At 59.6% G+C, this 24,210-nt stretch carries 23 protein-coding genes; 11 read left to right on the top strand and 12 right to left on the bottom strand.

All coding sequences use genetic code 11. The features are described from left to right. Positions 1-63 precede the first annotated feature (63 nt). Entirely contained in the window at positions 64-966 is a 903-nt protein-coding gene (locus BUS06_RS24895; protein WP_074267074.1) for a LysR family transcriptional regulator, read from the top strand. Positions 967-1,021: 55 nt separating this feature from the next. On the opposite strand, the gene BUS06_RS24900 is transcribed toward BUS06_RS24895, so the two are convergent. Next, positions 1,022-1,756: a hypothetical protein gene (locus BUS06_RS24900; RefSeq protein ID WP_074267075.1), complete on the bottom strand. Its 735-nt coding sequence runs from the start codon at positions 1,754-1,756 to the stop codon at positions 1,022-1,024. A gap of 179 nt (positions 1,757-1,935) precedes the next feature. On the opposite strand from BUS06_RS24900, the gene BUS06_RS24905 reads away from it, so the two are divergent. Then, on the top strand, positions 1,936-4,566 hold the full coding sequence (locus BUS06_RS24905; protein ID WP_438803558.1) for a penicillin-binding protein 1A: 2,631 nt from the start codon (positions 1,936-1,938) through the stop codon (positions 4,564-4,566). Positions 4,567-4,579: 13 nt separating this feature from the next. On the opposite strand, the gene BUS06_RS24910 is transcribed toward BUS06_RS24905, so the two are convergent. Beyond that, on the bottom strand, positions 4,580-5,356 hold the full coding sequence (locus BUS06_RS24910) for an NAD(P)H-dependent oxidoreductase (protein WP_074267077.1): 777 nt from the start codon (positions 5,354-5,356) through the stop codon (positions 4,580-4,582). 69 nt (positions 5,357-5,425) lie between these two features. Here BUS06_RS24910 and BUS06_RS24915 point away from each other — a divergent pair, with 69 nt between their 5' ends. The 3 genes from BUS06_RS24915 to BUS06_RS24925 all read left to right on the top strand — a co-directional run bounded on the left by BUS06_RS24915 (position 5,426) and on the right by BUS06_RS24925 (position 7,579). Then, positions 5,426-6,334: a LysR family transcriptional regulator gene (locus BUS06_RS24915; protein WP_174567560.1), complete on the top strand. Its 909-nt coding sequence runs from the start codon at positions 5,426-5,428 to the stop codon at positions 6,332-6,334. A gap of 79 nt (positions 6,335-6,413) precedes the next feature. After that, positions 6,414-7,046 carry a chromate transporter gene (locus BUS06_RS24920; RefSeq protein WP_074267079.1) on the top strand — a complete coding sequence of 211 codons (633 nt, stop codon included), beginning with the start codon at positions 6,414-6,416 and terminating at the stop codon, positions 7,044-7,046. 5 nt (positions 7,047-7,051) lie between these two features. Further along, a complete protein-coding gene (locus BUS06_RS24925) occupies positions 7,052-7,579 on the top strand; it encodes a chromate transporter (protein ID WP_074267080.1) in 528 nt (175 codons plus the stop codon). 15 nt (positions 7,580-7,594) lie between these two features. Here the strand turns inward: BUS06_RS24925 and BUS06_RS24930 are convergent, their stop codons facing one another. The 5 genes from BUS06_RS24930 to BUS06_RS24950 all read right to left on the bottom strand — a co-directional run bounded on the left by BUS06_RS24930 (position 7,595) and on the right by BUS06_RS24950 (position 12,835). Further along, on the bottom strand, positions 7,595-8,020 hold the full coding sequence (locus tag BUS06_RS24930) for a RidA family protein (RefSeq protein ID WP_074267081.1): 426 nt from the start codon (positions 8,018-8,020) through the stop codon (positions 7,595-7,597). A 49-nt stretch (positions 8,021-8,069) separates the two neighbouring features. Next, positions 8,070-9,344 (bottom strand): NupC/NupG family nucleoside CNT transporter, encoded by a 1,275-nt coding sequence (locus tag BUS06_RS24935; RefSeq protein WP_074267082.1) that lies wholly within the window; start codon positions 9,342-9,344, stop codon positions 8,070-8,072. A gap of 17 nt (positions 9,345-9,361) precedes the next feature. Then, positions 9,362-10,408, bottom strand: coding sequence for a purine-nucleoside phosphorylase (locus BUS06_RS24940; RefSeq protein ID WP_074267083.1), 1,047 nt, complete (start codon positions 10,406-10,408; stop codon positions 9,362-9,364). Positions 10,409-10,505: 97 nt separating this feature from the next. Then, positions 10,506-11,459, bottom strand: a complete 954-nt coding sequence (locus tag BUS06_RS24945) for a nucleoside-specific channel-forming protein Tsx (protein ID WP_083611586.1) — start codon at positions 11,457-11,459, stop codon at positions 10,506-10,508. 398 nt (positions 11,460-11,857) lie between these two features. Beyond that, entirely contained in the window at positions 11,858-12,835 is a 978-nt protein-coding gene (locus tag BUS06_RS24950) for a helix-turn-helix transcriptional regulator (RefSeq protein ID WP_074267084.1), read from the bottom strand. Positions 12,836-13,024: 189 nt separating this feature from the next. On the opposite strand from BUS06_RS24950, the gene BUS06_RS24955 reads away from it, so the two are divergent. Beyond that, positions 13,025-13,822, top strand: coding sequence for a BPSS1780 family membrane protein (locus tag BUS06_RS24955; protein ID WP_074267085.1), 798 nt, complete (start codon positions 13,025-13,027; stop codon positions 13,820-13,822). 77 nt (positions 13,823-13,899) lie between these two features. Here the strand turns inward: BUS06_RS24955 and BUS06_RS24960 are convergent, their stop codons facing one another. The 3 genes from BUS06_RS24960 to BUS06_RS24970 all read right to left on the bottom strand — a co-directional run bounded on the left by BUS06_RS24960 (position 13,900) and on the right by BUS06_RS24970 (position 17,780). Then, entirely contained in the window at positions 13,900-15,378 is a 1,479-nt protein-coding gene (locus BUS06_RS24960) for a cysteate racemase (RefSeq protein WP_074267086.1), read from the bottom strand. After that, complete coding sequence (locus BUS06_RS24965) at positions 15,375-16,661, bottom strand: dicarboxylate/amino acid:cation symporter (protein ID WP_074267087.1); 1,287 nt, start codon at positions 16,659-16,661, stop codon at positions 15,375-15,377. Before BUS06_RS24965 ends, BUS06_RS24960 begins: the two co-directional genes overlap by 4 nt. A gap of 210 nt (positions 16,662-16,871) precedes the next feature. After that, positions 16,872-17,780 carry a LysR substrate-binding domain-containing protein gene (locus BUS06_RS24970; protein WP_074267088.1) on the bottom strand — a complete coding sequence of 303 codons (909 nt, stop codon included), beginning with the start codon at positions 17,778-17,780 and terminating at the stop codon, positions 16,872-16,874. Positions 17,781-18,376: 596 nt separating this feature from the next. On the opposite strand from BUS06_RS24970, the gene BUS06_RS24975 reads away from it, so the two are divergent. Continuing rightward, the gene (locus tag BUS06_RS24975; RefSeq protein WP_074267089.1) at positions 18,377-19,549 is read left to right on the top strand and encodes a porin; all 1,173 of its coding nucleotides are present in this window, start codon (positions 18,377-18,379) and stop codon (positions 19,547-19,549) included. Positions 19,550-19,662: 113 nt separating this feature from the next. Here the strand turns inward: BUS06_RS24975 and phnX are convergent, their stop codons facing one another. Then, a complete protein-coding gene (gene phnX / locus BUS06_RS24980) occupies positions 19,663-20,466 on the bottom strand; it encodes a phosphonoacetaldehyde hydrolase (protein WP_074267090.1) in 804 nt (267 codons plus the stop codon). Between the two features lie 37 nt (positions 20,467-20,503). Beyond that, entirely contained in the window at positions 20,504-21,709 is a 1,206-nt protein-coding gene (locus tag BUS06_RS24985; protein ID WP_074267091.1) for a 2-aminoethylphosphonate--pyruvate transaminase, read from the bottom strand. 117 nt (positions 21,710-21,826) lie between these two features. Here BUS06_RS24985 and BUS06_RS24990 point away from each other — a divergent pair, with 117 nt between their 5' ends. The 4 genes from BUS06_RS24990 to BUS06_RS25005 all read left to right on the top strand — a co-directional run bounded on the left by BUS06_RS24990 (position 21,827) and on the right by BUS06_RS25005 (position 24,137). Then, positions 21,827-22,684, top strand: a complete 858-nt coding sequence (locus BUS06_RS24990; RefSeq protein ID WP_074267092.1) for a LysR substrate-binding domain-containing protein — start codon at positions 21,827-21,829, stop codon at positions 22,682-22,684. Between the two features lie 245 nt (positions 22,685-22,929). Further along, entirely contained in the window at positions 22,930-23,154 is a 225-nt protein-coding gene (locus BUS06_RS24995) for a hypothetical protein (protein WP_074269277.1), read from the top strand. Positions 23,155-23,317: 163 nt separating this feature from the next. Beyond that, positions 23,318-23,707 (top strand): VOC family protein, encoded by a 390-nt coding sequence (locus BUS06_RS25000; protein WP_074267093.1) that lies wholly within the window; start codon positions 23,318-23,320, stop codon positions 23,705-23,707. Positions 23,708-23,717: 10 nt separating this feature from the next. Further along, on the top strand, positions 23,718-24,137 hold the full coding sequence (locus BUS06_RS25005) for a hypothetical protein (protein ID WP_074269278.1): 420 nt from the start codon (positions 23,718-23,720) through the stop codon (positions 24,135-24,137). Positions 24,138-24,210: the final 73 nt, after the last annotated feature.

A 24,210-nucleotide genomic window follows, 5' to 3' on the forward strand; every position in this document is an offset into this window, starting at 1 on the left:
GATTGCGTTGTTTGAAAATCCGATCTAAATTGCACGGGTTGTTAAAAATTTTGCACAATCGCCATGGAATTGAATGATCTCGCCGCTTTCGTCTCTGTGGCGCATGCCGGAGGTTTTCGCGACGCTGCTCGCATCAGCGGCGTGTCGGCGTCGAGCCTGAGCATCGCCGTGCGCCGGCTCGAGACGAAGTTCGGTCTGCGTTTGCTCAACCGGACCACACGCAGTGTGGCGCCGACTGAGGCGGGGCTACGCCTGCTCGAAACGCTGACGCCCCTGTTCAGCGAGATGGAAGCGGCGCTGGATGTCCTGAACGGGTTTCGGGAGAAGCCGACCGGCACGCTCAAGCTCAACGTGCCGTCGAGCGCGGCGCGGATTGTCTTGCCCAGCGTCATTGCGTCGTTTCTGAAGGCCTATCCCGACATCCGCGTGGAGGTTGTGGTGGAGGACGGCTTTGTCGATGTGCTTTCGATCGGCTGCGACGCGGGTATTCGCTACGACGAGCGGCTTGAGCAGGACATGATCGCTGTGCCGATCGGACCGCGTGTGCAGCGTTTTGCTACGGCTGCGGCGCCGGGGTATCTCGATGTGCATGGGAGACCCGAACATCCGCGCGAACTGCTTTCGCATGCTTGCCTGCGTGGGCAGTTTGCTGGAGGGGCGAAACCGACCTGGGATTTTGAACGGGACGGTGAAGTAGTGCGGTTGGATCCTTCGGGGCCGCTGCTTGTCCGGCCGGGGGCTGCAATGGACCTGGCGATCAGCACTGCGGTGGCCGGGGTAGGGGTGATTCACCTGTTCGAGGATATGCTGCGCCCGCATCTCGAGAGCGGAACGCTCGAGCCAATTCTGGAGCCGTGGTGGCAGCGTTTTCCGGGGCCGTTTCTCTACTACCCGGGGCGGCGGCATTTGCCGGCGCCGTTGCGGGCTTTTGTGGATTTTTTGAAGGCGGGTGAGGGATCGAACTAGCGCTCACCCGAGCTTCATTCCACCCGTCATATCAGCCAATGGCTAAGGAAAGCGGCTACTGCGTGGCGTGCTTGAACGATTCCAGTTCGCTCGTAAACCGTTGAGTCCTGACGCCGTTGCTTCCGTAGTACTCCTCGACGGACTTAACCCAGCGGCCGGTTTCGGGCACGTACCAGAACGCCTTGTAGAGACGGCCAGTGACGGCCGTCGGCGCGGCCTTGCGGGTCTGCGCTATAACGGTCGTTCCTCCCTGCGTGGAGAAGGCGCCTCCCGTTGCGGATTGAATCGGCGCAGTTTCCGCGGTCCAGTCTCCTTCGGCTTCGACCTTGATCGCGTCAAACTTTCCCGCGGGCACTTCTACGGATTCGGGGCCGACCACCTTGAACCGGCTGTCGAACGACTCCGATGCGTGCTGCACATTCGGATGCGCCTCGGTGTATTTCACTTCCCACGTCTTGCCGACGGTCAGCGGGAACGACAGAGGCCGATTGACCGTAGTTTCGGAGCCGTTCACGTTACGCGAACGGCTCCAGTCCGAGCCCGCGATCAGTTCTTTTGCGGCCTGGGTCGTGCCAACCTGCTTCGTTTCGAAGTAGATATGATCGGACGTGGTCCGCAGTACGACGATCTCGTCATGACTCTGGTGCCAGCCGTTAGGGCCGTTCTCGATCGTATTGACATACGTCCAGGTGTCGCCCTCGCTGAGTTTGGGGGCAGCGACGGACTCTGCGTGCACAAGCGTGGGAGCAACAAGGGAAATCAGTAGCAGGATGGTTCTTGTCGTTTTCATGGTCTTTGGTTTTTCTCAATTGGTCTGCCGGACGATTCTAGTTACCCAATCTTTCGGTTAGCATTCAGGCCGGTTTTACCAAAACCGCTGTTCCCGATCTCTTTCCACATCTGCCAGAACCTGGGCCCACATATGCGGTTTGATACCATTCACGCTTTTCAAGATGGGCCGAAACCAGCGTGAGTCGCCAATTTGTATCGTCCGTACGTGAATTCTGCCGCCTGTGGGCCGGCCGGCTTGCACGTTTGCTGGGGGCCACCCTTCTTCTCGTCGTGGAGTTGATCGGGTTCGCCGCTCGCCTGCTCAAACCCTTGCTGGTCAAGGTGCTGTTCCATCTACGTCATCCGACGCGGCGCGGTGTTCTGCTTACGTTCGCCACACCGCCTGCGCTCGTGCTGCTGTATGTGATTGTGCTGATTCCGTTCACGCCGAGCATTAGCGATATCCGCAAGGCGCGGGTCGACCAGCCGGCGCAGATTCTCTCGGCCGACGGCAAGCTGCTCGCTGAATTCAAGCCTTCGAACCGCGAATGGGTTTCGCTCGCCGATATCTCGCCCCACATGGTCGACGCACTGATCTCGACCGAAGACCACCGCTTTTACCAGCACCATGGTATCGACTGGCGGCGCACGGGATCTGCGGCATTGCACACGTTCGGCGGCGACCGCCAGGGTGGTTCGACGATCACCCAGCAACTGGCGCGCAATCTCTATCCGGACGAAATCGGCCGCGCTCCGACTCTCACGCGCAAAGTGAAAGAAGCGATCACCGCGCTAAAGATCGAGGCGGCTTATAGCAAGGACCAGATTCTCGAAACGTATCTGAACACGGTGCCGTTTCTGTACAACGCGTACGGCATCGAAATGGCTTCGCGCACGTACTTCGGCAAATCCGCGGATCAACTGGATATTCTGGAAAGCGCCACGTTGACCGGCATGTTGAAGGGCAACAGCTATTACAACCCGGTGATCAATCCGGACCGCGCGCTGGAGCGCCGCAATACGGTGCTCGCGCAGATGGTCAAATACGGCCGTCTCTCGCAGACGACCTACGCAACATTGAGCCGCAAGCCTCTGCGCGTCGATTTCGAACGGCAGATCGAACCGCCGGGACCTGCTCCGCACTTCGCGCAGCAGTTGCGTAAGTGGCTGATCTCGTGGGCCGATCGCAACGACTACAACATTTACTCAGATGGACTAATTGTTCATACGACGATCGATTCGCGTCTGCAGTCGATGGCGACCGCGGCGGTTGTCTTGCAGGGCAATGCGTTGCAATCGGTTGCCAATGGGGCGTGGAGCGGACGCTCCGGCTGCTCGCCGCAAAGCGATCTCTTCAAGAGTTTCATCCGCGAGACGCCGGATTACAAGGCTGCGATCAGCGCCGGGCAAAGCGACGACGATGCGCTTCAGCATCTGGGCGCTGACCGCACATTCGTGCGCACGCTGTGCCACGATAAGACCGAAGTGCAGGCAGGTTTCCTCGCCATCGATCCGCGTAACGGGCAGATCAAGGCATGGGTGGGCAGCCGCGATTTCACTGACGAGCCGTTCGATCACGTTCAGCAGTCACGGCGTCAGCCCGGTTCGACGTTCAAGCCGTTCGTGTACGGTGCCGCTTTTGCAGATGGCGCGAAGCCCACGGACACCTTCATCGATCAGCCGATCGAAATACCGCTGAAGGGCGGCGAGATCTGGCGTCCGAACGACGACGCGCCGCCGAGCGGCAAGCCGATGACACTGCGCGATGCGCTCGCTTATTCGCGCAACCGCATCACCGCGCAGTTGATGGAGCAGGTTGGGCCGGACAAGGTGGTTCGGCTCGCGCGCGCGATGGGCGTGCGCGACAGCGAACTCGCCCCTGTGCCATCGCTTGCACTGGGCACGAGCCCGGTGACGATTAAGGAAATGGTCTCGGCGTATAGCACGATTGCGAACGACGGCGAGTATCTCGAGCCGCGCATGGTGACGAGCATCGAGGATCACAATGGCAACGTGCTCGCGCAATTCGAGCCCGCTTCGCCGGAGCGGGCGTTGTCGGCTGCGGCGGATAGGACGCTGCTCGATGTGATGCGCGATGTCGTGAATCGCGGTACTGGTGCCGCTATCCGTTCGCGTTTCGGCATTCGCGCGGATGTGGCGGGCAAGACCGGCACGACGCAGGACAATGCCGACGGCTGGTTCATCCTGATGCATCCGCAACTGGTGGCGGGTGCGTGGGTTGGCTTCGACGACGGGCGTGTCACGTTGGGCAGCAATTATTGGGGCGAAGGCGCGCATACCGCGTTGCCGATTGTCGGGGATTTCTATCAGCGTGCGCTGCGAGCGCGGCTGATCGATTCGCGAGTGAAGTTTGCGACCGAGGTGCAGCCGAGTCTGTTCGATGAGTTCCGCGACAAACTGAATGCGTGGGTGAGCTATCTGTTTGCATCGAAGCCGAAGACGCAAACTGCGTCTGCACCGGTGCGTCATGTGGCACCGAAGCCGGCGCCAGTTACTCCGCCTTCGGCATCTGTGCCGTCATCCGCATCGTCGGGGACGTCTGCGGCCCTATCGGCTCCTGCAGCTTCAGTGCCGCGTGAAGTGCCGCCTTTGCTCGGCGCCCCTGGCGCAGCTGCATCGGCGCCTGCGGCTGCTTCGAATTCTGGCTCGAGCGCTATACCTCCTGCAGCGGTACTCTCACCGGCATCGGCCGCCGAGTTGATGGGCGTGCCGCAACGCAACGGCGGTTTCCCCGTTGAAGGGCCAGGTTCGTCGCCTACACCCTCGCCGGATGTACCTGAGGGCGATTCTGGGTCGAGCAGGCAGTGAGCCCCGCGCACTTCTACGCGATGTGCGCGGCGAAGCCGACCTGTTCAGGAGCAATCTCAGGTCGAAGCGTGCATTCGGGAATGTCGTATTCGCCTGCATTCTGCTGGCGATACGGTATCGGGTTCGTATTCCAAAGGTCGTCGAGACGTTGTCCGAGTTTGTCGCAGGTTTCCAAAAACCGTTCGTCGTCCATACGGCTGGTCCGATAGACGACGAACGGCGGCAACACGTCGAAGCCGGGGTAATACAGTATCCCGTGCTGAATCGGGAATAACACGTCGTCGATGGGTCCGTTGATACCTCGCGGGCCGTAGTGCGATTCCCATCCACCAGTGGTGACGATCAGCATCGCCCTCTTGCCCGTCATCGAACCTTCTCCGTAGCGGTCGCCCCAGTGAGAGTCGGAATGTTCTCCTACTCCATACGCGAAGCCATACGCGTAGACGCGCTCTACCCAGCCTTTCAGGATCGCCGGCATCGAGAACCACCACAGCGGAAACTGCAGGATGAGTGCATCCGCCCAGCGCAACTTGTTCTGTTCCAGGACGATGTCCTGACTCTGCCTACCGCTCTCGAACGCAAGTCTGGACTCATGCGACGGATCAAAACGCGTACCGGCTGGCCGATCGATGCTGTCGTCCTGGTCGAGCGACGCTTTCCAGTTCATTGCGTACAGGTCTGATACTTGTACCGTATGCCCCGCATCTTCAAGACGCTTGATCGAGAAGTCCTTGAGCGAACCATTCAATGATCGAGGCTCGGGATGGGCATACACGATAAGAATATTCATGACTTGGCCTCCATTGCAAAGAGAGGCAGGATAGGTCTCGGTCGGGTATATTGGAAATGAATATCCAATATTCCAGGTATTACCGTGAATAATCTCAGGCGGCTGGACCTCAACTTGCTAGTCACGCTGGATGTCCTGCTCTCGGAACACAACGTGACGCGTGCAGCTGAGCGGCTGAATTTTTCGCAACCATCGGTCAGCGTGCATCTCGCCAAGCTAAGGGATATCTTTGGTGATCCACTGCTGTTGCCGGGGCCGCGCGGCATGCGGCCTACCGCGAGAGCGGAATCGCTGCGCGAGCCTTTGCGGCAAGCGCTTGAAGCACTGGAGAGAACAGTCGCCCCAGCCAGCCCCTTTGATCCAGCCACGGCGAGTCATACGTGGCGCGTCGCCGCTGCCGACTACGGGGAATCGACGATCCTGCTGCCGGTGTTGGCCGGCTTGCGCTCGGCGGCCCCTGGCACCCGGCTGGCGGTTGTGGAGATGTTTCCGTCGCGCATTGCCAGACAAGCGGAACGGGGGGAGATCGATCTTGCTTTCCATACCAGCGAGGGGTCACCCGCCGGATTGCATCGCCGGGTGCTGTTTGCGGAGCGGTACGTGCTGGTCGGTCGTGCGGGACATCCGCGCCTGAAGCGGCGGCCAACGCTCGCGCAATTCTGCGAGCTTGAGCACGTAATCGTGTCGCAGGACGGCGCCGGGTTCCGTGGCGTTACCGACGAAGTACTTGCAGAAGCAGGAATGTCACGCCGGGTTGTGCTTTCGGTTCCGCACTTTCTCTTCATGATGTCGGTTTTGGCGAGCACAGATCTCGTCGCGATGTTGCCATCGCGCCTGACTCGCAATACGCCAACGTTGCGCGTGGTCGAGCCGCCGCTGGAGGTATCTGGCTACGAGATGGCCATGCTTTGGCATGAGCGCTCCCATCGCGATCCTGCGCATCGATGGTTGCGCGATTACATTGCGGATTCAGTGTGATCTGCGTCGCTGCGGCACGGAATATGCCGCTGCTATTATCTCCCGCACCGCAAACAAACCGCCCTGAGTGGAATGTCCAATGAACGCACCGATCTCCGATGATGGAAATAGCCAACGTGACGGCCCGCGCGCCGACGCGCTCTTCGCTTCGCCTAAGCCGACTTTAGGCGAATTGTTCGGTGCGTTCTTCATGATCGGGCTCACTGGCTTCGGCGGTGTGTTGCCCTGGGCGCGCCGCATGCTCGTCGAGCGCCGTGGCTGGTTGACTGATCGCGAGTTCGCCGAAGTGCTACCACTGGCACAGCTCCTGCCTGGACCGAACGTATCGAACATCGCCACCATCATCGGACGGAAGTATCACGGCGCACTCGGCGCGGTGACGGGTGTATGCGGGCTTTACCTTGCCCCTACGATCATCACCGTAGGCGTCGGCTACGCTTACGCAAGCTGGGGTAACGCGGCCGTTACGACACACCTGCTCGCAGGCTTGATGCCTGTAGCGACGGGTCTGGTGATTGCGACGGTGCTCAAGCTGCTTGTGAGCTTGCCACGTGACCTTCGGAACCTGGTACTGGTGGTCGCGATGTTTGTCGCGGTCGGCTTGCTGAAGCTGCCACTGCTGCCGGTTCTCGCGGTGCTCGGCCCGTTTGGCTCGTGGCTGATGTGGCGTGCGCTGCACGCCGAGGCTTTAACGAAGCCTCGTGCGGAGTGAGCTTGATGACCTCCAGACTGACCGATCTCGCGCTCCACAGCGCGCTGTGGTCCGTCCTCGCCGTGGGCGGGATGAACTCCACACTGGCCGATATTCAACGTTACGCAGTGGATACGCGTCACTGGCTCACTGCCCAGCAGTTCGTCACGTTTTTTTCAGCCATGCAGGCGGCGCCGGGTCCTAATGGCATGGCGGTCTCGCTGATCGGTTTTCAGGCAGCAGGGCTGGCTGGCGCGCTGGTTGTGACGATTTCCATGATTTTGCCGTCCGCGTTGCTCGCGTACTTTGTGAGCGGCTGGGTCGAACGGCGCAACGATTCGCTTGTTGTGAAGGCAATTCGTCGTGGTCTCGCGCCTGCGACAGTGGGTCTGCTCGCTTGCGCATCCTACGTTTTCGTTCGGGAAATCGACGTCAATATCGGTCGTGCCGTGTTGACGATCGTGACGGTGGTCGTCGCTTATCGCACGCGGTTCAACCCGATCTGGCTGGTTGCGGCGGGTGCGGTGTTGGGGCTGGCGGGGTTCGTCAAATAGCGGGCAAGGGCAAGGTCAAGGCGTGTCGGAAGCGGGGTGCCGAAACCTCTCCCGCGGAATTTCCGCAATCGCGGCGATTTCGATCATCAGTTCCGGACGATACAGTCGCTCAACCTGAACCGTGGTGGTGACAGGAAACGGTGCGGTAAAAAACTCCTTGCGGATATCTCCTGTACCCATGAACGCATCGATATCCGTTGCGTAGTGCACCAGTGATATCACGTCGATCATTTGTCCACCCATGGCTGCTAAAACATCGCGGATGTTCTCCAGCACCTGGCGCGTCTGCGCGCGCATATCGTTGTGGCCCACCACCTGTCCGCTTCTATCGAGCGAGATCTGACCTTTCAGGTGCACGATATGGCCGTCACCCTGGATGACGGCCATCGAGAACGCGCCAAACGGTGACCATAATTCGGGCGGATTGAATGCCTGCACCATTGTCGAACTCCGTTGACGGATTGCTCCCGGAGATTATGCCCCGTCCCGCTCAGTGCAACGAAAAGAACAACCCCGCAATCGCAGCGCTCATCAAATTCGACAACGTACTCGCCGTAAGCGCTCGCAGTCCATGTCGCGCCACTTCAGAGCGTCGCTCAGGCGCCACCGCACTGAAACCCCCAGCCAGAATCGCGATCGAAGAGAAATTCGCAAAGCCGCACAGCGCGAACGATACGATCGCAATCGTCTTCGGATCGAGAATCTGCAGTCCTGCCGCAGCGACCTGGACGCTGTCCTTCAGGTACGGGGAGAGGTCGCCGTAGGCAACGAACTCATTGAGAATCAGCTTCTCGCCGATAAAGTTGCCGGCAAGCGGCGCGTCGTGCCACGGCACGCCGATCAACCAGGCGAGCGGCGCCAGAAGCGTGCCGATGAGACCCTGAAGCGTCACATGTGCGAAGCCGAACAGCGCCGCGATGCCTCCGACGGACGTGTTGACGAGCGCGATGAGTCCGATGAACGCAATCAGCATCGCTCCGACGTTGATGGCGATTCTCAGGCCAATGGTTGCGCCAGAGGCGGCCGCTTCGATGACGTTGGTCGAACCCTTCTCGTCGAAATCGAGCCCCTCTATCGTCGTCTGGCTCGGCTCGACAGTGGGATACAGCAGCTTGCCGAACAACAGGCCACCCGGGACCGCCATGAACGACGCGGCCAGCAGGTACTCCATCTTCACCCCGAGGCCGGCGTACGCGGCGAGCACAGAACCCGCAACGGAAGCCATGCCGCTCGACATCACAGCAAAGATCTCGGCACTGGTCATCTGCCGGACGAACGGCTTTACCAGCGCAGGCATTTCGCTTTGACCGAGGAAGATGGTTGCAACCGCCGAGCAGGCTTCAATGCGGCTCACGTCGAGCAACTTCTCCAGCGCGATGCCGACGATGGTGACGATCCACTTCATGACCCCGACGTAATAAAGCACTGCGATCAGTGCTGTCACGAAGATGATCATGGGCAGCACACGTAGCCCAAATACGAAGCCACCCGCGCCGAAGAGCTCGAACATCTTGTTGTCGACCAGACCGCCAAAGATAAACGACACACCATGGTTGCCCATTTCGAGCACCCGGTTGACTCCTGCAGCGGCTGCCGCAAGGGCAGTGCGTCCGAAGGGTACGAAGAGCACCAGTGCACCGATTGCCAACTGGGTCGCAAGCGCAGCGACCAGGGTGCGCGGCCGAACCGCGCCGCGATTGTTCGACAGCAAATAGGCGATCAACAGCAATATCAACATGCCACAAAGGCTGCGGACAATATCCACGTGGTTCCCCTCGAAATTTAGTTGGCCGGCACGCCGTCTTTCCAGTGCGGCCAGTCCTTGACGATCGCATTCACGAGCGGCGATCCGGCGAGATACAGGTTGTTCAACGCCGGGGCAAAGCCTCCCTGATTCTGGTAATCGAGCAGGTTGTCGACGTTCGATACGCCTTGCGGAGGCCGGTCGAAGTCCGAGCCGGCGCGCAATACCGCCACACGTTGCGTGTCGGCGAGCCCGGCAGATGCCGCGCGTTTGATGACCTCGAAAGTGGCGTTATCCTCCTGCTGCGTCGTGCAGTACACGCCTTTGCCGTCGGTCAGGAGTTTGGTCCAGTCGCGAGCGCGCTGTCCGATGGCATTCCCGGAGAACCAGGTATCGCCCGCGAGGGTGTCACACTGAATGACACTCGGGCGTTGATTGGCGGGCGCGCTCGAGTATTTCGCGCGATACGCTGCAGCCTGCGGGCTGTCTGTCAACGTCACGTCGCGCGAAAGACCATAGGCCTTTTGCAGTAGCGCCTCGTTCAGTTGAAACACTTCGGTGCGGTAGTCCAGCGGCGGCTTTTCATTTTCGCTTTTGGTATTGATGCCAAGGTAGCCGGACTTCCAACCCGGCGGAATTTCACGTGCATCCAGTTCCCACTGGATGCCGAAGTCCACCAGGTAGCGCGCCCATGCGGCTGAGCCGAGGGTGCCCTGCGCCGGGTCGATGCCGGCGATACCGGGTACAAGGAAGTACGTCTTGCGCAAATCGAACTGTTTCGAGTACACGAGCGCTGACATCGACGCCGCCGCATTCGTGTGCCCCATGCCGGTCGTCAGGACACAGACGCCGTCGTGGGTGCAGTGGACTTCGGGATAGTCAGGGGAAAGCCCCGGCACCTTGATGCTCTCCATCGGGCCGAGGTGGTCCAGCCACACTTTGCCCTCTGGTCCAAACATGGAGATGATCAGAATCTTGACTGGGCGTGGGTGATGCGCGTTGTCCCCTGCGGCATGCACGCCGGCAACCAGCGACACGGCGAGTCCCAGTCCGGCGAGCATCCGTAGAAATTTCGTCTTCAACATGAGATCTGTATTCCTAATGGGTTGTTCAAACTTGTCCGGCGTCTGCGACTTCGCTCATGGTGCGATCGTCGGTCACGCCGGATGATGCAGCATACGATCAGAACTGATAGCCGACACTCGCGTAATAACCCCAACCGGTCGCGCGGTTGGCAAACGGGCCATTCCCGAAGTCGAGATCGCCACCAGACCATTGGCCGCCATCGTGGAAGTACCGGGCTGCGGCCCAGAAGCGCCAGTGCGTGAATGAATAGAGCAGCACGTTCGTTTCGACGAAGGCCGTGTCCGTGCGGCTGGTGCCGCCGGTCTCCTCGCGCAGCTTCGAGCCGAAGTCATAGTTGAAGAAGCCGACGTACGTCAGATTGCCGCCATGAAAGCTTCCGAGCGGATAGATGTATTTCATCTGGGCGCGATAGCCGTCCCACGAGTTTTCATTCGCCGCACCGTAGTTCTCCCATTGCCTGCGCACGTAGAGATTTGCGGACAGGATCAACGGCGTGTGCGTGTCGATATCCGTGCCGATGCCGCTATACAGGGTGTTCTGACGGCCGCCGATGTTGTAGCCCTCGTCATAGATCCAGTCGAACGCCAGATACCATTCCTTGAACGGACCAAAACCGAGGTGCCTGCCGACGAGGTCGTCGATCGATACGCGCGGTTCCTGCTCACTGAACAGGGGAGAGCCGCGGTCCCACATGCCGGTGTCATGCGTACTGCCTACTCCGAACACCTTTGGTGCGTCGATATACCCGTATAGGTCGAACGGGCCTTTTCTGCCGAAGTACTCGTACTCCAGATACATGTCGTTGGTCTCATAAGGTCCGAAGCGGATGTCTTTTGAGCCGATCACGCCGAGACTTTGATGAAACCATGACGATAGATAAGGAGACGCGGCAGCCGGTTGCGCTGCGGTATTGGGGACGACGGTGCCGCTTTCCGCGAGAGTCGGGTCGGTCGACTCGTCGGCCCTGGCTGTTTGAACTACGAAGAGGCTGACCGACATGAGCGCTGCGATCAGGGCAGCAAGCTTGCAATGGCGCTTCACGGCAGCCATCCACTTATTTCCAGCTATTTCATTTGGATGCCTAATTGTTATCATCTGATCGAATCCTTACCGTTATTAATATTTACGACGACTGCTGCCGTGCAAGTCTCTTCAGTCCTTGGCAGAAGCACCGCTAGATTGCACAGGCTGCATGCTTCGAGTGCGCTCACGCCCCAATGTCGACCAGTTGGTCAGGTTAAGCGCACGCTATGCATGTAGGCGGCGATTGAACGCACGAAGCATGCCAAAGTTGTCTGGTTGGTCAGGATTCAGGATTGAGGAACTACGCGCCAGGGAAATCCTGAAGCCATCTGATGGATAGATGCGAAATGGATAGGTGAGCGTGAGATTGGCGAGTGTTGGCGGACTCGTTGCGGGCGACGTGGGCGCGTAATGGCCGTCGTGCCCTAATGTGCTGCTTTTATAGCTCGTCCCAAAGTCCGGTCGATGCGCGCGTTCATTGCTCGCAGGAACTCTAAAAGCTCGGGAGGCTCCTGGATATCGTATTCGACTTCCAGCGTGCACAGCCAGGATGCGATCGTGTGCAGATCATGCGCTCCCGTGTGCACGATGCAGCGCTGCGAATCGAGCGGTGCCAGTTGCCCTACGAGTGGACAGATGCTTTGGGCGAGCGCCTGCATCGGCGCGTGAAGGATCACCTTGGCGCGCACCGGGTAAGCCGCCGTTGAAACCGAGCGCGAGACGTAGGCGGCAAGATCACCCTTGTCCGGCCCGCTACGAGGTTCGAAACGCGCTCCGCTCGAAATCGGCGGAACTACCCGGTCGACTCGGAATGTGCGCCAGTCTGCCCGGCTGACGTCCCAGGCAACGAGGTACCACCGCGACTCCGCGTTGACCAGGCCTTGAGGTTCGACCGTGCGCTGGCTGACCTGGGCTTTGCCATCCCTATAGTTGAATTGCAATTGCTCGTGGTCCGCACACCCGCCGGCTAGCGTAGCCAGCACGGCCTGGTCGACCTTGGGGCCCGTCTGGGCCAACTTCTGGATAGATGCGAAAAAAGCCCTCGCCTTGCGGTTGTGGCCTGGAGGCATCAAATGTTCCAGCTTGACGAGGGCGGAGAGCGCCGACTCTTCGACGTCTTCCACACCGCTCGCAGCAAGCGTTCGCAGCGCCAGCGAGACGGCCAGTGCTTCGTCCTCCTCGAACAGCAAGGGCGGCAGGGTGGTCCCGGCTTCCAGGCTATATCCGCCATCCGGCCCCGGCGTCGCGCTGATCCGGTAGCCCAGACCGCGCAAGTGGTCGACGTCGCGACGCACGGTCCGCTCGGTGACGCCAAGGCGCTCGGCCAGCACGGCACCGTGCCACGACGGGGAACTCCTGAGCATTCCCAGCAGACGCAGCAGTCTCGTGGAGTTTTGCAACATTTCGGCGTCGCCCTTCGTAGATGCGGACAACCTTTGTCCGCAATGATCCGTAGATTAGCAGTAACAGCACGCCAGGACGATACCGTGGATGCTGGGGAAAGAAGAGGCAATACCCGGACGGCGATGAACCGGATTTTCAGTTTGTAGGAGTACGAATAACAACGCTTCGTTTTCACTGAGGAAACTGTCATGAACATCGATTTTCCGAGCGACATTTCTAAGCAAACGCGTCTTCATCGTCTGTCGGGACTACCTTTTTCCGGTGGGAGGGAGGTCAACCCTCTGCATATTTCCGATTGGCTGAGGAGTGGCGTGCGCGTCGCGAGCATGCAACCGGTGCTATGGCTTAGCGTGTTGCTGGTCTGCGCCGATCTCGCGACGTTGCTGGGGTTTGTGCCGCAGTTGTATCCAGTGGCGGTGCTGCTGGCGCCACTCGTGGTGGGTGGGCTGATGTTCGTGCAGGACGGCGCTAGCAAGGGGCAACCGGTGTCGTTGCGCGAGGCGTTTGCGGCGCTGATTCGGCGCAGCAACGCGTTATGTCTGATCGGTTTGTATGGGGCGGCGATCGTTGCTATCGGCTATGTGGTTCTGCTGGCAACGTTCCATCTGTCTTTGAACGTGTCGGTTACGGCGAGTGGGGTGCATAACGTCTCGATCAGCTTTGGCGGCGACCATGGCGTACGCGGTGCGCTCGAATCGCTGCTGGGGGTGTCCATTTTCGCCGTCGCGATTGCATCGGCCTGCTTCGCCCCGGCTCTGGTGATCTTGCACAACATGACGCCGCACGGAGCAATGTTCGCAAGTCTGAATGGCGCGGCGCGCAACTGGCCGGTGATGGTGATGTACTTCGCGGCGATGACGGTGGCCGTGCTGTTCGCACCGATGGTTCCGCTGATGTTGCGTGCGTTGGTGTTGACGCCGTTGTTGACCGCATTGCCGCTGCTGTCGATTTATGGCGCTTACAGGGACGTGTTTTTGGGGCGATGAGCGGGGCGTGGGCGGTGCTTGATGTTCCTGGCGAGCCATTGTCCGGGGGATACTCAATCCCCTATGGCTCTCCCACCCTAGGCACGCACCACCCCCATCTCCCCACGCGCATAAGCCACACAGCGCCGTGCAAGGATTTCAGTCGGATCCACAAGCCTCACAGCCCGACCGTCACCCGAATAAATCTTCGCCTCAGGCAGCAACAACGGCAATTCAGTACACCCAAGAAGAATTACCTCAACGCCGCGCCCGCTTAGTTCATCGACAGCTGCGCGAATATCGTCGAGGCACTCGCCGGTAGTAAATCCCGCCTTAACACCACACTCCCCATAAATCGCATTCATCACCCGCGTCTGCAGATCATCGCTCGGAACGATCTGCCTCAGCCCACGCGCCTCGAATGCTTTTTTATAGACCCCACTCCTGATAGTCCCAGTGGTAGCAAGCAACCCAACCTCACGCAGATCGGGAAACGCCAGCTTCAGATATTCGACGCTCACCGTCAGCATATTGACGATCGGTACGTTCAGATACGGCTGTATCCGTTCGACAAACGCATGAGCGGTATTGCAAGGGATGGCGATAATGTCCACCTCCCCCGCTTCCAGCTTCTTGCACGTCGCGTACAACGACACCGTCGGGTCCTGCCCGTCACCCAGCAGATTCTCCGTGCGATCCGGAATCTGCGGGTTCTGTTCAACGAGCAGTTTGATGTGTTCCTGATCACGCGTCGCCGGCGTGCTACGCACCAGCTTTTGCATGAAGTCAACGGTGGCAGCAGGACCGACACCACCCACCACACCAACCTTGAACGCACGGTTGTTGTGGCTAAAGGATTGCCCTACAGACGCGTATTGCGCGTACACCAGGTTCGAATCGACGATCGGGACGTCCAGCGCCGCAATCTGACTCAACACGAGACCAATTTCAGTCATCCCAGGCAAAATCACGTCCGCCCCCTGCGCGATCAGATCCTGACACGCCTCGCGCAATAGTTCGACGGGCCGTCCACCAAGGTTGCCGCTCTTGATCCCAGCCTCACCATAGACAGCTTCGGTGACGGGATCCGTATCAGCTGAACTACGCTGACGCGGATGCAGCACTTCGAACTCCGGTGCCCGGAAGTACCGCTCAAAAAGCCCCTCGTCGCGAATGTAGTCCGAGGTCAATACACCCACGCGCCGCGCCGATGGAAACGAGCGAGCTACATGGCAACGCAGCGCATCCAGCATGTCGACGATCTGCACCGACGTGTTCTCCTGCAACTCATCGATGAACGTGTGGCTCAAAAAGCAAGGCAGAAGAACACTCGTGACGCCGCGCTTTTCGAAATCGCGGATCATGTCGAAGATATACAGCTTCCGCTCGGTCGTCGCGGCGCGAGATGGGCTTGCATTGCGAAACGGACGCTGTTCGAACAGGACGTCGAAGTGCTCCGCATCACTATGCGCGGGACTTGCCTGAATCAGCTTGAAAAGTACATCCGCGCCGGCGAGCGGCCCAAGCCCGCCGATCACGCCAAACACCCGCCTGTTAGCTAACTTCCTTGCTGTCATTGGACTTCGCTCTGAAGTTGTTCAAACTGCGGGGTGGGAGCGGCAATTTCGCTGCTGCTGCGGCGCGCCTCCCATTTTGCGATCACGGCAGTCGCCACGCTGTTGCCGATCACGTTGGTCATCGTGCGTCCCATATCGAGAATCTGGTCGATCGCGAGGACCAATACGACCCCCTCGGCGGGCAAGTGAAACAGCGGTGCTACGGCTGCGACCACCACAACGGACCCTCGCGGCACGCTTGCCATGCCCTTGCTGCTTAGCATCAACACTAGCAGCATGAAGATCTGCTGCGACAGCGGCATGTCGATACCGAAGGCCTGGGCAATGAAAATTGCCGCAAACGATTGATACATCATAGACCCGTCGAGGTTGAATACGTAGCCCAGCGGTAGCGTAAATCCAACTACTTTCTTGTCGATGCCGAATTTCTCGAGTTGCTCGGTCAGGCGGGGATAGGCCGCTTCACTGCTGGCGGTCGAAAACGCTAGCATGGCCGGTTCGCGCACAGCCTTGAGCAAGCCTCCGATCTGCTTGCCCAGAAACAGGTAACCCACGCCAATCAGGAGCGTCCACAGCAGTAGAAGACCCAGGTAGAACGAACCAATCAGCTTACCGTAAGTAAGCAATACGCCCAGGCCGCGCAGCGTCACGGTGGACGCGATCGCACCGAACACCCCAAACGGCGCAGCGCGCATGACGTAATCGGTGAGTCGCAGCATCACGGGCACCATGCCGTCGATTGCCTGCACAACCACCTTTACGCGTGCGTCGTGCTTTAGCGCGCCTAGCCCCAGGCCGAAGAACAGCGAAAACACGAGTATCTGCAAGATGTCGTTGCGCGCCATCGCATCCAGCAGACTGGTCGGAAACGCGTGGGTAATGACGTCCTTGAAGTTCAACCCCGCGGTATTGAGGCCGGTGTTCACGTCGCTGCCGCTCACCACCATGTGCAGCGCTGCGCCCGGTTGCAGAGCATTGGCGAGTACTAATCCGAGGGCGAGCGACACGAGCGACGCACAGATAAACCAGCCGACCGTACGCAGTCCAATGCGCCCGACCTCCTGACCGCTCTCCATGCCAGCCAGTCCGGAAACGAGCGTGGCGAAAACCAGCGGCGCGATGATCATCTTGATCAGCCGCAGAAAGATATCCGTGATGATCGAGAAATAGCCGGCCAGGGTTTTTGCCGAGTCAGCATCGGGGGCGCCGGCGTGACACACGTAGCCTGCTGCGACGCCGAGCACCATGCCGACGGCGATATAAAGCGTAAGGCGATTTTTCATAGCTGTCCTTTTTTTCGTCGACTAGGACGAACATCCGCTTCCGCACGGCTTCCTACACGAAAGCGTGCATATCGCCTTCTCGCGCGACCGAATCGCGGTGATGAGAAGACTTGGACGGATACTAGAGACGAAAAAAATGAACGTGATGCGGGCTTGACATTGCACTATGCGGCAGCCGCATAGATATCGCGAAAGGAGCCCGGGCGTGCCTCAAGCCTCGATGCGGGACTCCAGGTATTCCCAGATGTCCTTCACGAGAGGCATCTCGTTGTTGCGATCGCGGTAGAGGCGCAGTTGCAGGTCGAGTTGCCACGTACGGTCGCCGGCGGTCACGAGCGTGCCGCTATTCAGCTCTGTTTCGATCAGGCTACGCGGTAGCCAGGCGATGCCTTCGCCGTTAAGCGCGAGTTTCTTGAGCACATCCGCCATATCTGATTCGAAGTGCGGAGTCAGTGCTGGATTTTTGGTCGCCCTGTGCAGCAGCAGGTGCAGGCAACGGGCAAAGTAGGTGGTCGCGCTATAGCCAATCAACGGTAACGGACGGCCCGGCGTCCCTGGAAGACGGAACGACGGCGTCGAGCGCTGGCTGGGCGCGCAGACTGGCAGGAAGACGTCGTGCCCGACGGTGAGGTGAGGATAGCGCGTGGCGTCGAGATGCAGGGGCAGGTCAGGGTGCTCGTAAGCAAGCATCAGCTCGCAGTTACCGTTCACCAGCATCAGAATCGAATCGTGGACGTTGGTCGGGACAATCCTTACACGCAGTCCGCTAAAGCGGCTTTGCAGCGAGCGCAGCCAGTCCGGCACAAAGCCAACGGAGATGGCGTGGCCGGCGGCGATCTGCAATCCGGTCCCGGGCATGCGCTGCTCGCTGCGGATGATCGCCCGCGTGTCGAACAGCTTGCCCAGGATGTCCTCAGCGGCTTCGCGGAACAACGCGCCAGCGGGCGTGAGCGTGGGCGGATAGGTGCTGCGGTCGATCAGTTCAGCGCCGATCCACTGTTCCAGCGCCTGAATGCGCCGGCTGAGCCCGGATTGGGTGACATTGCGCACTTCCGCCGCGCGCGAAAAGCTCTGGTGCTGCGCGAGCGCGATGAAATCCTCGATCCACTTGACTTCCACGTTAGCTCCTCGACAACGTGTGAACTGGCTGGCCTGCCAGACTCCCCGTCGACCGATTCTAGCGTCGCCATTTTTTATCGCCAACCGACTGTGGACGCCACGCGTCGGTGCGTAGAGCGACTTTTTCTGCGCGATAGATCGGTAAAACTAAAGCGCGTATCTGATAACGTCTTTCGAGTTTTCAGAGTGCATGTGACGTATTAAATACGTGATCAAAATGACGGATTGCTGAACGAGATTTCGCGGCGCGAGATTCGGTTCCAGACGAAGTATTCACATGTGGCAATCATCCAACACCTGCCAAATAAATCGCTGCGCAGGAGATGAAAAAAAACCGGAGGTCCCTTCTGCGTAGGGTTCCCAATCCTTTCAGGTTGCTGAAAGATAGAATTTCAATATGGGTCTGTTTTTTATCATGAAACCATCAGATATATTTGCGCCGCGGTAGTCGATCAGGTCTGTAAAAATCAACCAGTTGTTATCCGGACATTAATGTCGAGTTGAAAGTACAGGCTTTGAGCGCAATAGCCTTCGGTTTGCGAATCGCCTCGCAGGATAGTAAATCGAGACCAATATCTTTAATTGGATAAATTTTCATGAAAAAAACAATTCTTGCAGTCGCGTCTCTCGCAGCCATGACGTCGATCGCCCATGCGCAAAGCAGCGTCACCTTGTACGGCGCGCTCGATACGAGTATTGCGTACTTCGGCAACCAGCAGGGCACCAACCATTCGGGTGGGACCTTCGAGATGGCGGCAGGCAATATTTCGCCTAACCTGTGGGGCTTGAAAGGCACGGAAGATCTGGGCGGCGGTTTGTCGGCCATCTTCAAGCTGGAAAGCGGCTTCAACATCGACAATGGCCGTCTCGGCCAGGGTTCGCGCATCTTCGGCCGTACCGCGATGGTCGGTTTGACGGGCGACAACACCGGCACGATCTCGCTCGGCCGTCAGTACGATCCGCTGATCGACCTGATCCAGCCGCTGACGAACGACGACACCTTCGGTCCGACCTTCGCCACGCCGGGCGACATCGACAACTACGACAATAGTTATCGCACCAACAACTCGATCAAGTACACCACGCCGAACTACGCAGGTCTGCAGGGTTCGGCGATGTACGCGTTCGGTGGTGTGCCTGGCAGCACCGCGAGTGGCCAGACCTACGCGGCGGCTCTCGCGTACAACCACGGTCCGTTCGGTTTCGCCGCAGGTTACTTCCACGCCAATAGCGATCACGGCACAGCAGCATCGTTCGACGGCCTGAACCCGGATGCAGCCAGCTTTGCGGTAGATTCAGAAGCGATCTCTGGTGGGTTCGTCTCGGCGAACTCGATGCAGATCATCCGCGCCGCGGGCGATTACGTGTTCCGGAATTTCACGTTCGGCGTTTCGTATAGCAACGTGCAGTACAACAACTACACGACTTCTTTCGGTGACCAGAACAACACGAAGTTCAACACGGGCCAGGCGTTCGTGAACTATCAGCTGACACCGGCGATGGTTCTCGGTGTGGGCTACGACTACACGAAGGGCAGCGGCAACAACGTGACAGTGTCGTATAACCAGTTCAGCTTCGGCGCCGACTACTTCCTGTCGAAGCACACGGACATCTACGCGCTGGCCGGTTATCAGAAGGCATCGGGCAATACGATCAGCGCATCGTCGGGCGACGTGGTCGCAGCGGTGGCGTCGATGGGCGACTTCGGTAACGACGCGTCCACCAACAAACAGGCTATGGGCATGATCGGTATCCGTCACAAGTTCTAAGCTGCGGTTCGCAGATAGCGGACATCGAAACGACAAAGCCCGCCTGGGTTATCCAGGCGGGCTTTGTTACTGATGCGGAGTGCCTAATGGACCTCAGGCGTCCTCACGAACTCTTAAGGCCGTTCCCCGCGCGCCAGCCTTGCCTCGATGTCGTACACCACCGGCATCAGATCGGCGACGCTGTCGACCACATAGTGTGCGCCTGCATTGCTCAAGCGTTGGGTTGCCGCGGCGCGGCGTTGGGCAAATTCCTGAGGCGCCAGCGCCTTCACATCGGCTTCGGCCATCCCGAACGCATTGCCGCTCACGGCCACGCCTACCGCCCACGTTCCGCCGTTGATGCCTTCTTCGATGCCTACTTCGGTATCGTCGACCTTGATCGCATTCTTCGCGAGCCATACGCCGAGTTGCGGCAACGTCTTGTAGATCATGTACGGCGAAGGACGTCCCTCCGGCGTATCGCCGGTGCAAACGAGGCTATCGGGTGAAAACCCCTGCGCAGCAGCGCCCGGCGTGATCTCAGCCATGATCTCGCGCGTGTAGCCCGTCGTCGTACCGATGCGGATATCCTCAGAACGCAGCGCCGTCGTGACTTCCGCGACGCCCGGGATCACCTGGCTATAGCTTGCGGCTACCGCGATGTTCTTCGGCACGAAGACGTCGTAGACGGCGTCGATATCCCGCTCGGTCGGCGCGCGGCCGTATTTGTCGGCCCACGCCTGCGACACCCTCGGCAGGGCCATCAGCGCGGCGATATGCGGACGCTTGGCCATACCCATCGGCCCGCGCGCCTCGTCGATGGTGATCGACACGCCGAACTGTTCGAATGTCTCGACAAACGCACCCATCGGCGCCAGCGAACCATAGTCGACCACGGTTCCGGCCCAATCGAAGATCACTGCTTTTACGTGTTTCATTGATGTCGCATCCTGAGAAGAGTCTGGGCCGTCGATTTCAAACCTGTTCGGCGAGCAGGTGGCGTTCTTTGAGCGCGGCGGCCGGGGGCGCGGCGTGCTCCACGCCCATCGTGCGCAACGCCTGAGCGCTCGCTACGACGACGCGTCGCATGACATCCGCATCCACCTGACCGATGCATCCCACGCGGAAGCTGTCCACCACGGTCAGCTTGCCCGGGTAGATGATGAAACCTTGCTGCTTCATCAACTCGTAGAACTGCTCAAACCGGAACGCCGGATCCGCGGGTGCAAAGAACGTCACGATGATCGGCGAGCGCCAGTGCGCGTCGAGCAGCGGTTCGAAGCCGAGTTCCTGCATGCCGGTGACCAGCACATCGCGGTTGTTGGCGTAGCGTGCCAGCCGGCCAGGCTGACCGCCTTCGATGGCGTGCAGCCTGAGCGCCTCGATAAATGCCGCGACGGTGTGCGTGGGCGGTGTGAAGCGCCACTGTCCAGTGCGGTTCATCACGTCCCATTGGTCGTACACGTCGAGGCTCAGCGAATGGCTGCGGCCCTTCGCCTCCTGCAACGCGCTCTTGCGCGCGATCACGAAGCCGAAGCCCGGTACGCCTTCGATGCACTTGTTTGCCGACGAAACGAACGCTTCGCACTGCAGATGCCGCACATCGAGCGGCACTGCGCCGAACGCGCTCATGGAGTCGATCAGCAGCTTGCGGCCTTTCTTTGCTGTGGACGCAGCGATTTCTTCGAGCGGGTTGAGAATCCCCGAGCTGGTCTCGCAGTGCACGGCGACAACGTGTGTGATGCCTGGTTCGGCGTCGAGCATGCGCTCGATTTCGCTGCCGCGCGGCGGCAGATAGTCACCCTTGTCGAGCACGGTGCAACGGCGGCCCAGATAGCCAAGCGTGGTGGCGATGCGCTTGCCGTAGGCGCCGTTCGCCAGCACCAGCGCATGTCCGTCACGCGGGACCAGGCTGCCGAGCATGGCTTCGACGCAGTAGCTCCCGCTGCCCTGCAGCGGCACGCAATCGTAGTCACCGGCGGTGTCGCCGGCGATTTCGAGGAGGCGGCGGCGAAGCAGCGCGGTCATCGCGCGGAAATCGCCGTCCCACGATCCCCAGTCGCGCAACATCGCTTCCTTGGTCGAGAGCGCCGTGGTAAGCGGCCCCGGCGTCAACAGATACGGCTCCCCTTTGGCGGGGGCGGCGCACGAAGTAACGGAATGGTCGACTGGGGTGTCCATGCTTGACGTCCGATGAGGATCTCAGTGCTTGGCAGAGTACAGAATCTGGGTTCATCGGTAAAATCGATATAATCGATGTGTGTATCACCGAAACTTATAGTCGAGGACGAGGCGCAGATGCAATACGCTCAATTGCGGGCGTTTCACGCGGTCGCGGAGCACGGCGGGTTTTCGAAGGCCGCGCAGGCGTTGTCGCTGACGCAGCCGGCCATTTCCGATCACGTGCGGCGGCTCGAGCAGGATTTTGGGGTCAAGCTGTTCGATCGCGGGCCTCGTGGCGTCGAGCCGACCGAGCTTGGACGGCGCCTCTTCAGTGTGACGCGGCAAATGCTGAGTTGCGAGCGCGACGCTCGTCAATTGCTCGATTCCGCGGGCGGACTGGCTTCCGGCACGCTGTCGCTCGTGGCGGACGCGCCTGACCTCGCGGTCAAACTGATCGGCGCGTTTCGCAAGCAGTACCCCGGCATTGTGGTGACGCTGTCGATCGCGAACGCAGCCGAGTGCATGCAGCGCGTGCTATCGAGCGCGGTGGACGCGGCCATTACCGCCGCGCCGCAGGTCCACAGCCGGCTCGAATCGCGCGTATTGCGGCGCGATCCACTGGTCGCGATGGTGCCCGCCACAAGTCCAATCGCGAAGAAGCGCAAGCTGACCTACGCTGAGTTCGTCAAGGAGCCTGTGATCTTCCGGGAAGCGCAATCGGTGACGCAGCAGTTGCTTGAGATCGAACTGGTGCGACAGTCGTTGCAGGTCGAACCGGTGATGTACGTGGACGGCCGAGAGGCGCTAGAGGAAGCGATCGCGCAGGGCATGGGCGTGGGCGTGATCGCGTCCGCGGAATTCAACGAATCGCGCCGCATCAGAATGATTCCGCTGCAGGACTGCCAGGTCGAGATGATCGAGTCGCTCACGCGGCTTGCCGAGCGGCCCGCGTCGAACCTGCTGAATGCGTTGTTCAAGACCGAACTTGAGTAGCGCGGCGTGTCACATCGAATGGAAAATGTAATCTCGATGCGACTGCGTGGTCTGCTCAATTTGATGGCGTGCATGCTACGCGATTAGCGGTTTGCGATGATCCGGCAATGCCGCGTCTGAAGCGCCGGAAGTTGACAATGTTTTACAGCTTTGCCCATTCTGAGATGCTATCGTCGTTGCGGATGGCGTCCGGCGAACTGCCATCAGCGAATTCATATCGACCTTCAACATATACGGTGATTGCCATGGGTATTCTGGATACGGTAGGTGAGATTGCAGGCGCAGTCGTGGCAGTAGAAGCAGCTGAAAAAGTCGATCCGGATGCGGGTCTGCTGACAAAAGGCATCGCAGCAGTCGCCGGCTTCAAAGGCGCTGGCGCGCTGGAGTCGCTCGCTGAGAAGAAAGAAGGCGAGGGCAGCGAGCAACAGGCGTCCGACACGGATGCGGACAGCGCCGCTCCGCAAGCCTGAGTTTGAGTTGAGTTGTTCCCAGACCGGTCGCTCGCTCGAGCGGATGGTCTGGCGCCTGATCGCGTCGCATGCCGCTCAGTGATAGAGTTTCGTCTCCGATCTACCGTTTTGGATGGCGCAAAGCCAGTGCAGGTTGCGACCGGCTCGCCAGGGAGGAGACAGCATGTCCGTTCTAGGCTTCAGTCACTACAACCTTCGGGCCAGCCGCGCGGTACTCGATACCCTGCGCAATTTTTATATCGAGGTGGTGGGGTTGCAACCCGGCACCCGACCGCCGTTTCAGAACTTTGGATACTGGCTTTATATCGGCGACGAGGCCGTGCTGCACCTTTCCGAAGCCGACGCGGACGAAGTACGTCCTCCCAACGTGACCAACACGTTCGACCACGTCGCATTCACCTGCCGCGACCTGCGCGGGTTCGAAGCACATCTGACTGAACTGAAGATCCCATATCGGCAAGACGATGTGCCGTTAACCGGGCAGCGGCAGTTGTTCTTTAAGGATCCAGCGGGCAACGGGGTGGAATTGAACTTCGCGCAGAGCGATCTTTGAAATGCCGGCCATGGAAAATACCTGGCAGTTCCAACTAAGAATCGCTGTTTCCCCAGAGCTTGCGGCGAGCCTGCGCGGCGATCCCGCGAGCCAATCATACGCACTGCTTGGCGATGTTCTGCGCAAACACAACGCGTCGTTGAAGTGTCAGTTCGATGCGTTTGCCGACTACGTTAGTGAGGCCGAAAAACGCGGCGTCGAAAATTATCCGCTCTATCATTGGACCAAAGAGACTATCGAGAAGCCTGAGAAAAAGGCCCGCTATCTGCGATCCTTTACGCTCTACGTAGATGGAGAAGAGGTCTACAGCAAGGAGCGCGCCGATCCTTTGCAGGCGGAACTCGACGCCCTTGTCGGCCTTGGCGGGATAGAGAGCGTGGTGAAGTTCGATACCAATCCGGCGAACAACCCGCAGCCGCCCGCGCGGTGACAAGGACGTGTCTGGTCCCGCATGGACCTGCCGTCCGGCACCCCACAGATGTTAAAAAAGCGGCGTCGTGCAA

The sequence above is a fragment of the Paraburkholderia phenazinium genome, assembly GCF_900141745.1.
In the GTDB taxonomy this organism is placed as follows: Bacteria; Pseudomonadota; Gammaproteobacteria; order Burkholderiales; family Burkholderiaceae; genus Paraburkholderia; species Paraburkholderia phenazinium_B.

Excerpts from the sequence above, each read along its gene's own strand:
- BUS06_RS24895 (WP_074267074.1), top strand. The coding sequence starts at position 64 with ATGGAATTGAATGATCTCGCCGCTTTCGTCTCTGTGGCGCATGCCGGA.
- BUS06_RS24900 (WP_074267075.1), bottom strand. The coding sequence starts at position 1,756 with ATGAAAACGACAAGAACCATCCTGCTACTGATTTCCCTTGTTGCTCCC.
- BUS06_RS24910 (WP_074267077.1), bottom strand. The coding sequence starts at position 5,356 with ATGAATATTCTTATCGTGTATGCCCATCCCGAGCCTCGATCATTGAAT.
- BUS06_RS24920 (WP_074267079.1), top strand. The coding sequence starts at position 6,414 with ATGAACGCACCGATCTCCGATGATGGAAATAGCCAACGTGACGGCCCG.
- BUS06_RS24925 (WP_074267080.1), top strand. The coding sequence starts at position 7,052 with ATGACCTCCAGACTGACCGATCTCGCGCTCCACAGCGCGCTGTGGTCC.
- BUS06_RS24930 (WP_074267081.1), bottom strand. The coding sequence starts at position 8,020 with ATGGTGCAGGCATTCAATCCGCCCGAATTATGGTCACCGTTTGGCGCG.
- BUS06_RS24940 (WP_074267083.1), bottom strand. The coding sequence starts at position 10,408 with ATGTTGAAGACGAAATTTCTACGGATGCTCGCCGGACTGGGACTCGCC.
- BUS06_RS24945 (WP_083611586.1), bottom strand. The coding sequence starts at position 11,459 with ATGGCTGCCGTGAAGCGCCATTGCAAGCTTGCTGCCCTGATCGCAGCG.
- BUS06_RS24950 (WP_074267084.1), bottom strand. The coding sequence starts at position 12,835 with ATGTTGCAAAACTCCACGAGACTGCTGCGTCTGCTGGGAATGCTCAGG.
- BUS06_RS24955 (WP_074267085.1), top strand. The coding sequence starts at position 13,025 with ATGAACATCGATTTTCCGAGCGACATTTCTAAGCAAACGCGTCTTCAT.
- BUS06_RS24960 (WP_074267086.1), bottom strand. The coding sequence starts at position 15,378 with ATGACAGCAAGGAAGTTAGCTAACAGGCGGGTGTTTGGCGTGATCGGC.
- BUS06_RS24965 (WP_074267087.1), bottom strand. The coding sequence starts at position 16,661 with ATGAAAAATCGCCTTACGCTTTATATCGCCGTCGGCATGGTGCTCGGC.
- BUS06_RS24975 (WP_074267089.1), top strand. The coding sequence starts at position 18,377 with ATGAAAAAAACAATTCTTGCAGTCGCGTCTCTCGCAGCCATGACGTCG.
- phnX (WP_074267090.1), bottom strand. The coding sequence starts at position 20,466 with ATGAAACACGTAAAAGCAGTGATCTTCGATTGGGCCGGAACCGTGGTC.
- BUS06_RS24985 (WP_074267091.1), bottom strand. The coding sequence starts at position 21,709 with ATGGACACCCCAGTCGACCATTCCGTTACTTCGTGCGCCGCCCCCGCC.
- BUS06_RS24990 (WP_074267092.1), top strand. The coding sequence starts at position 21,827 with ATGCAATACGCTCAATTGCGGGCGTTTCACGCGGTCGCGGAGCACGGC.
- BUS06_RS24995 (WP_074269277.1), top strand. The coding sequence starts at position 22,930 with ATGGGTATTCTGGATACGGTAGGTGAGATTGCAGGCGCAGTCGTGGCA.
- BUS06_RS25000 (WP_074267093.1), top strand. The coding sequence starts at position 23,318 with ATGTCCGTTCTAGGCTTCAGTCACTACAACCTTCGGGCCAGCCGCGCG.
- BUS06_RS25005 (WP_074269278.1), top strand. The coding sequence starts at position 23,718 with ATGGAAAATACCTGGCAGTTCCAACTAAGAATCGCTGTTTCCCCAGAG.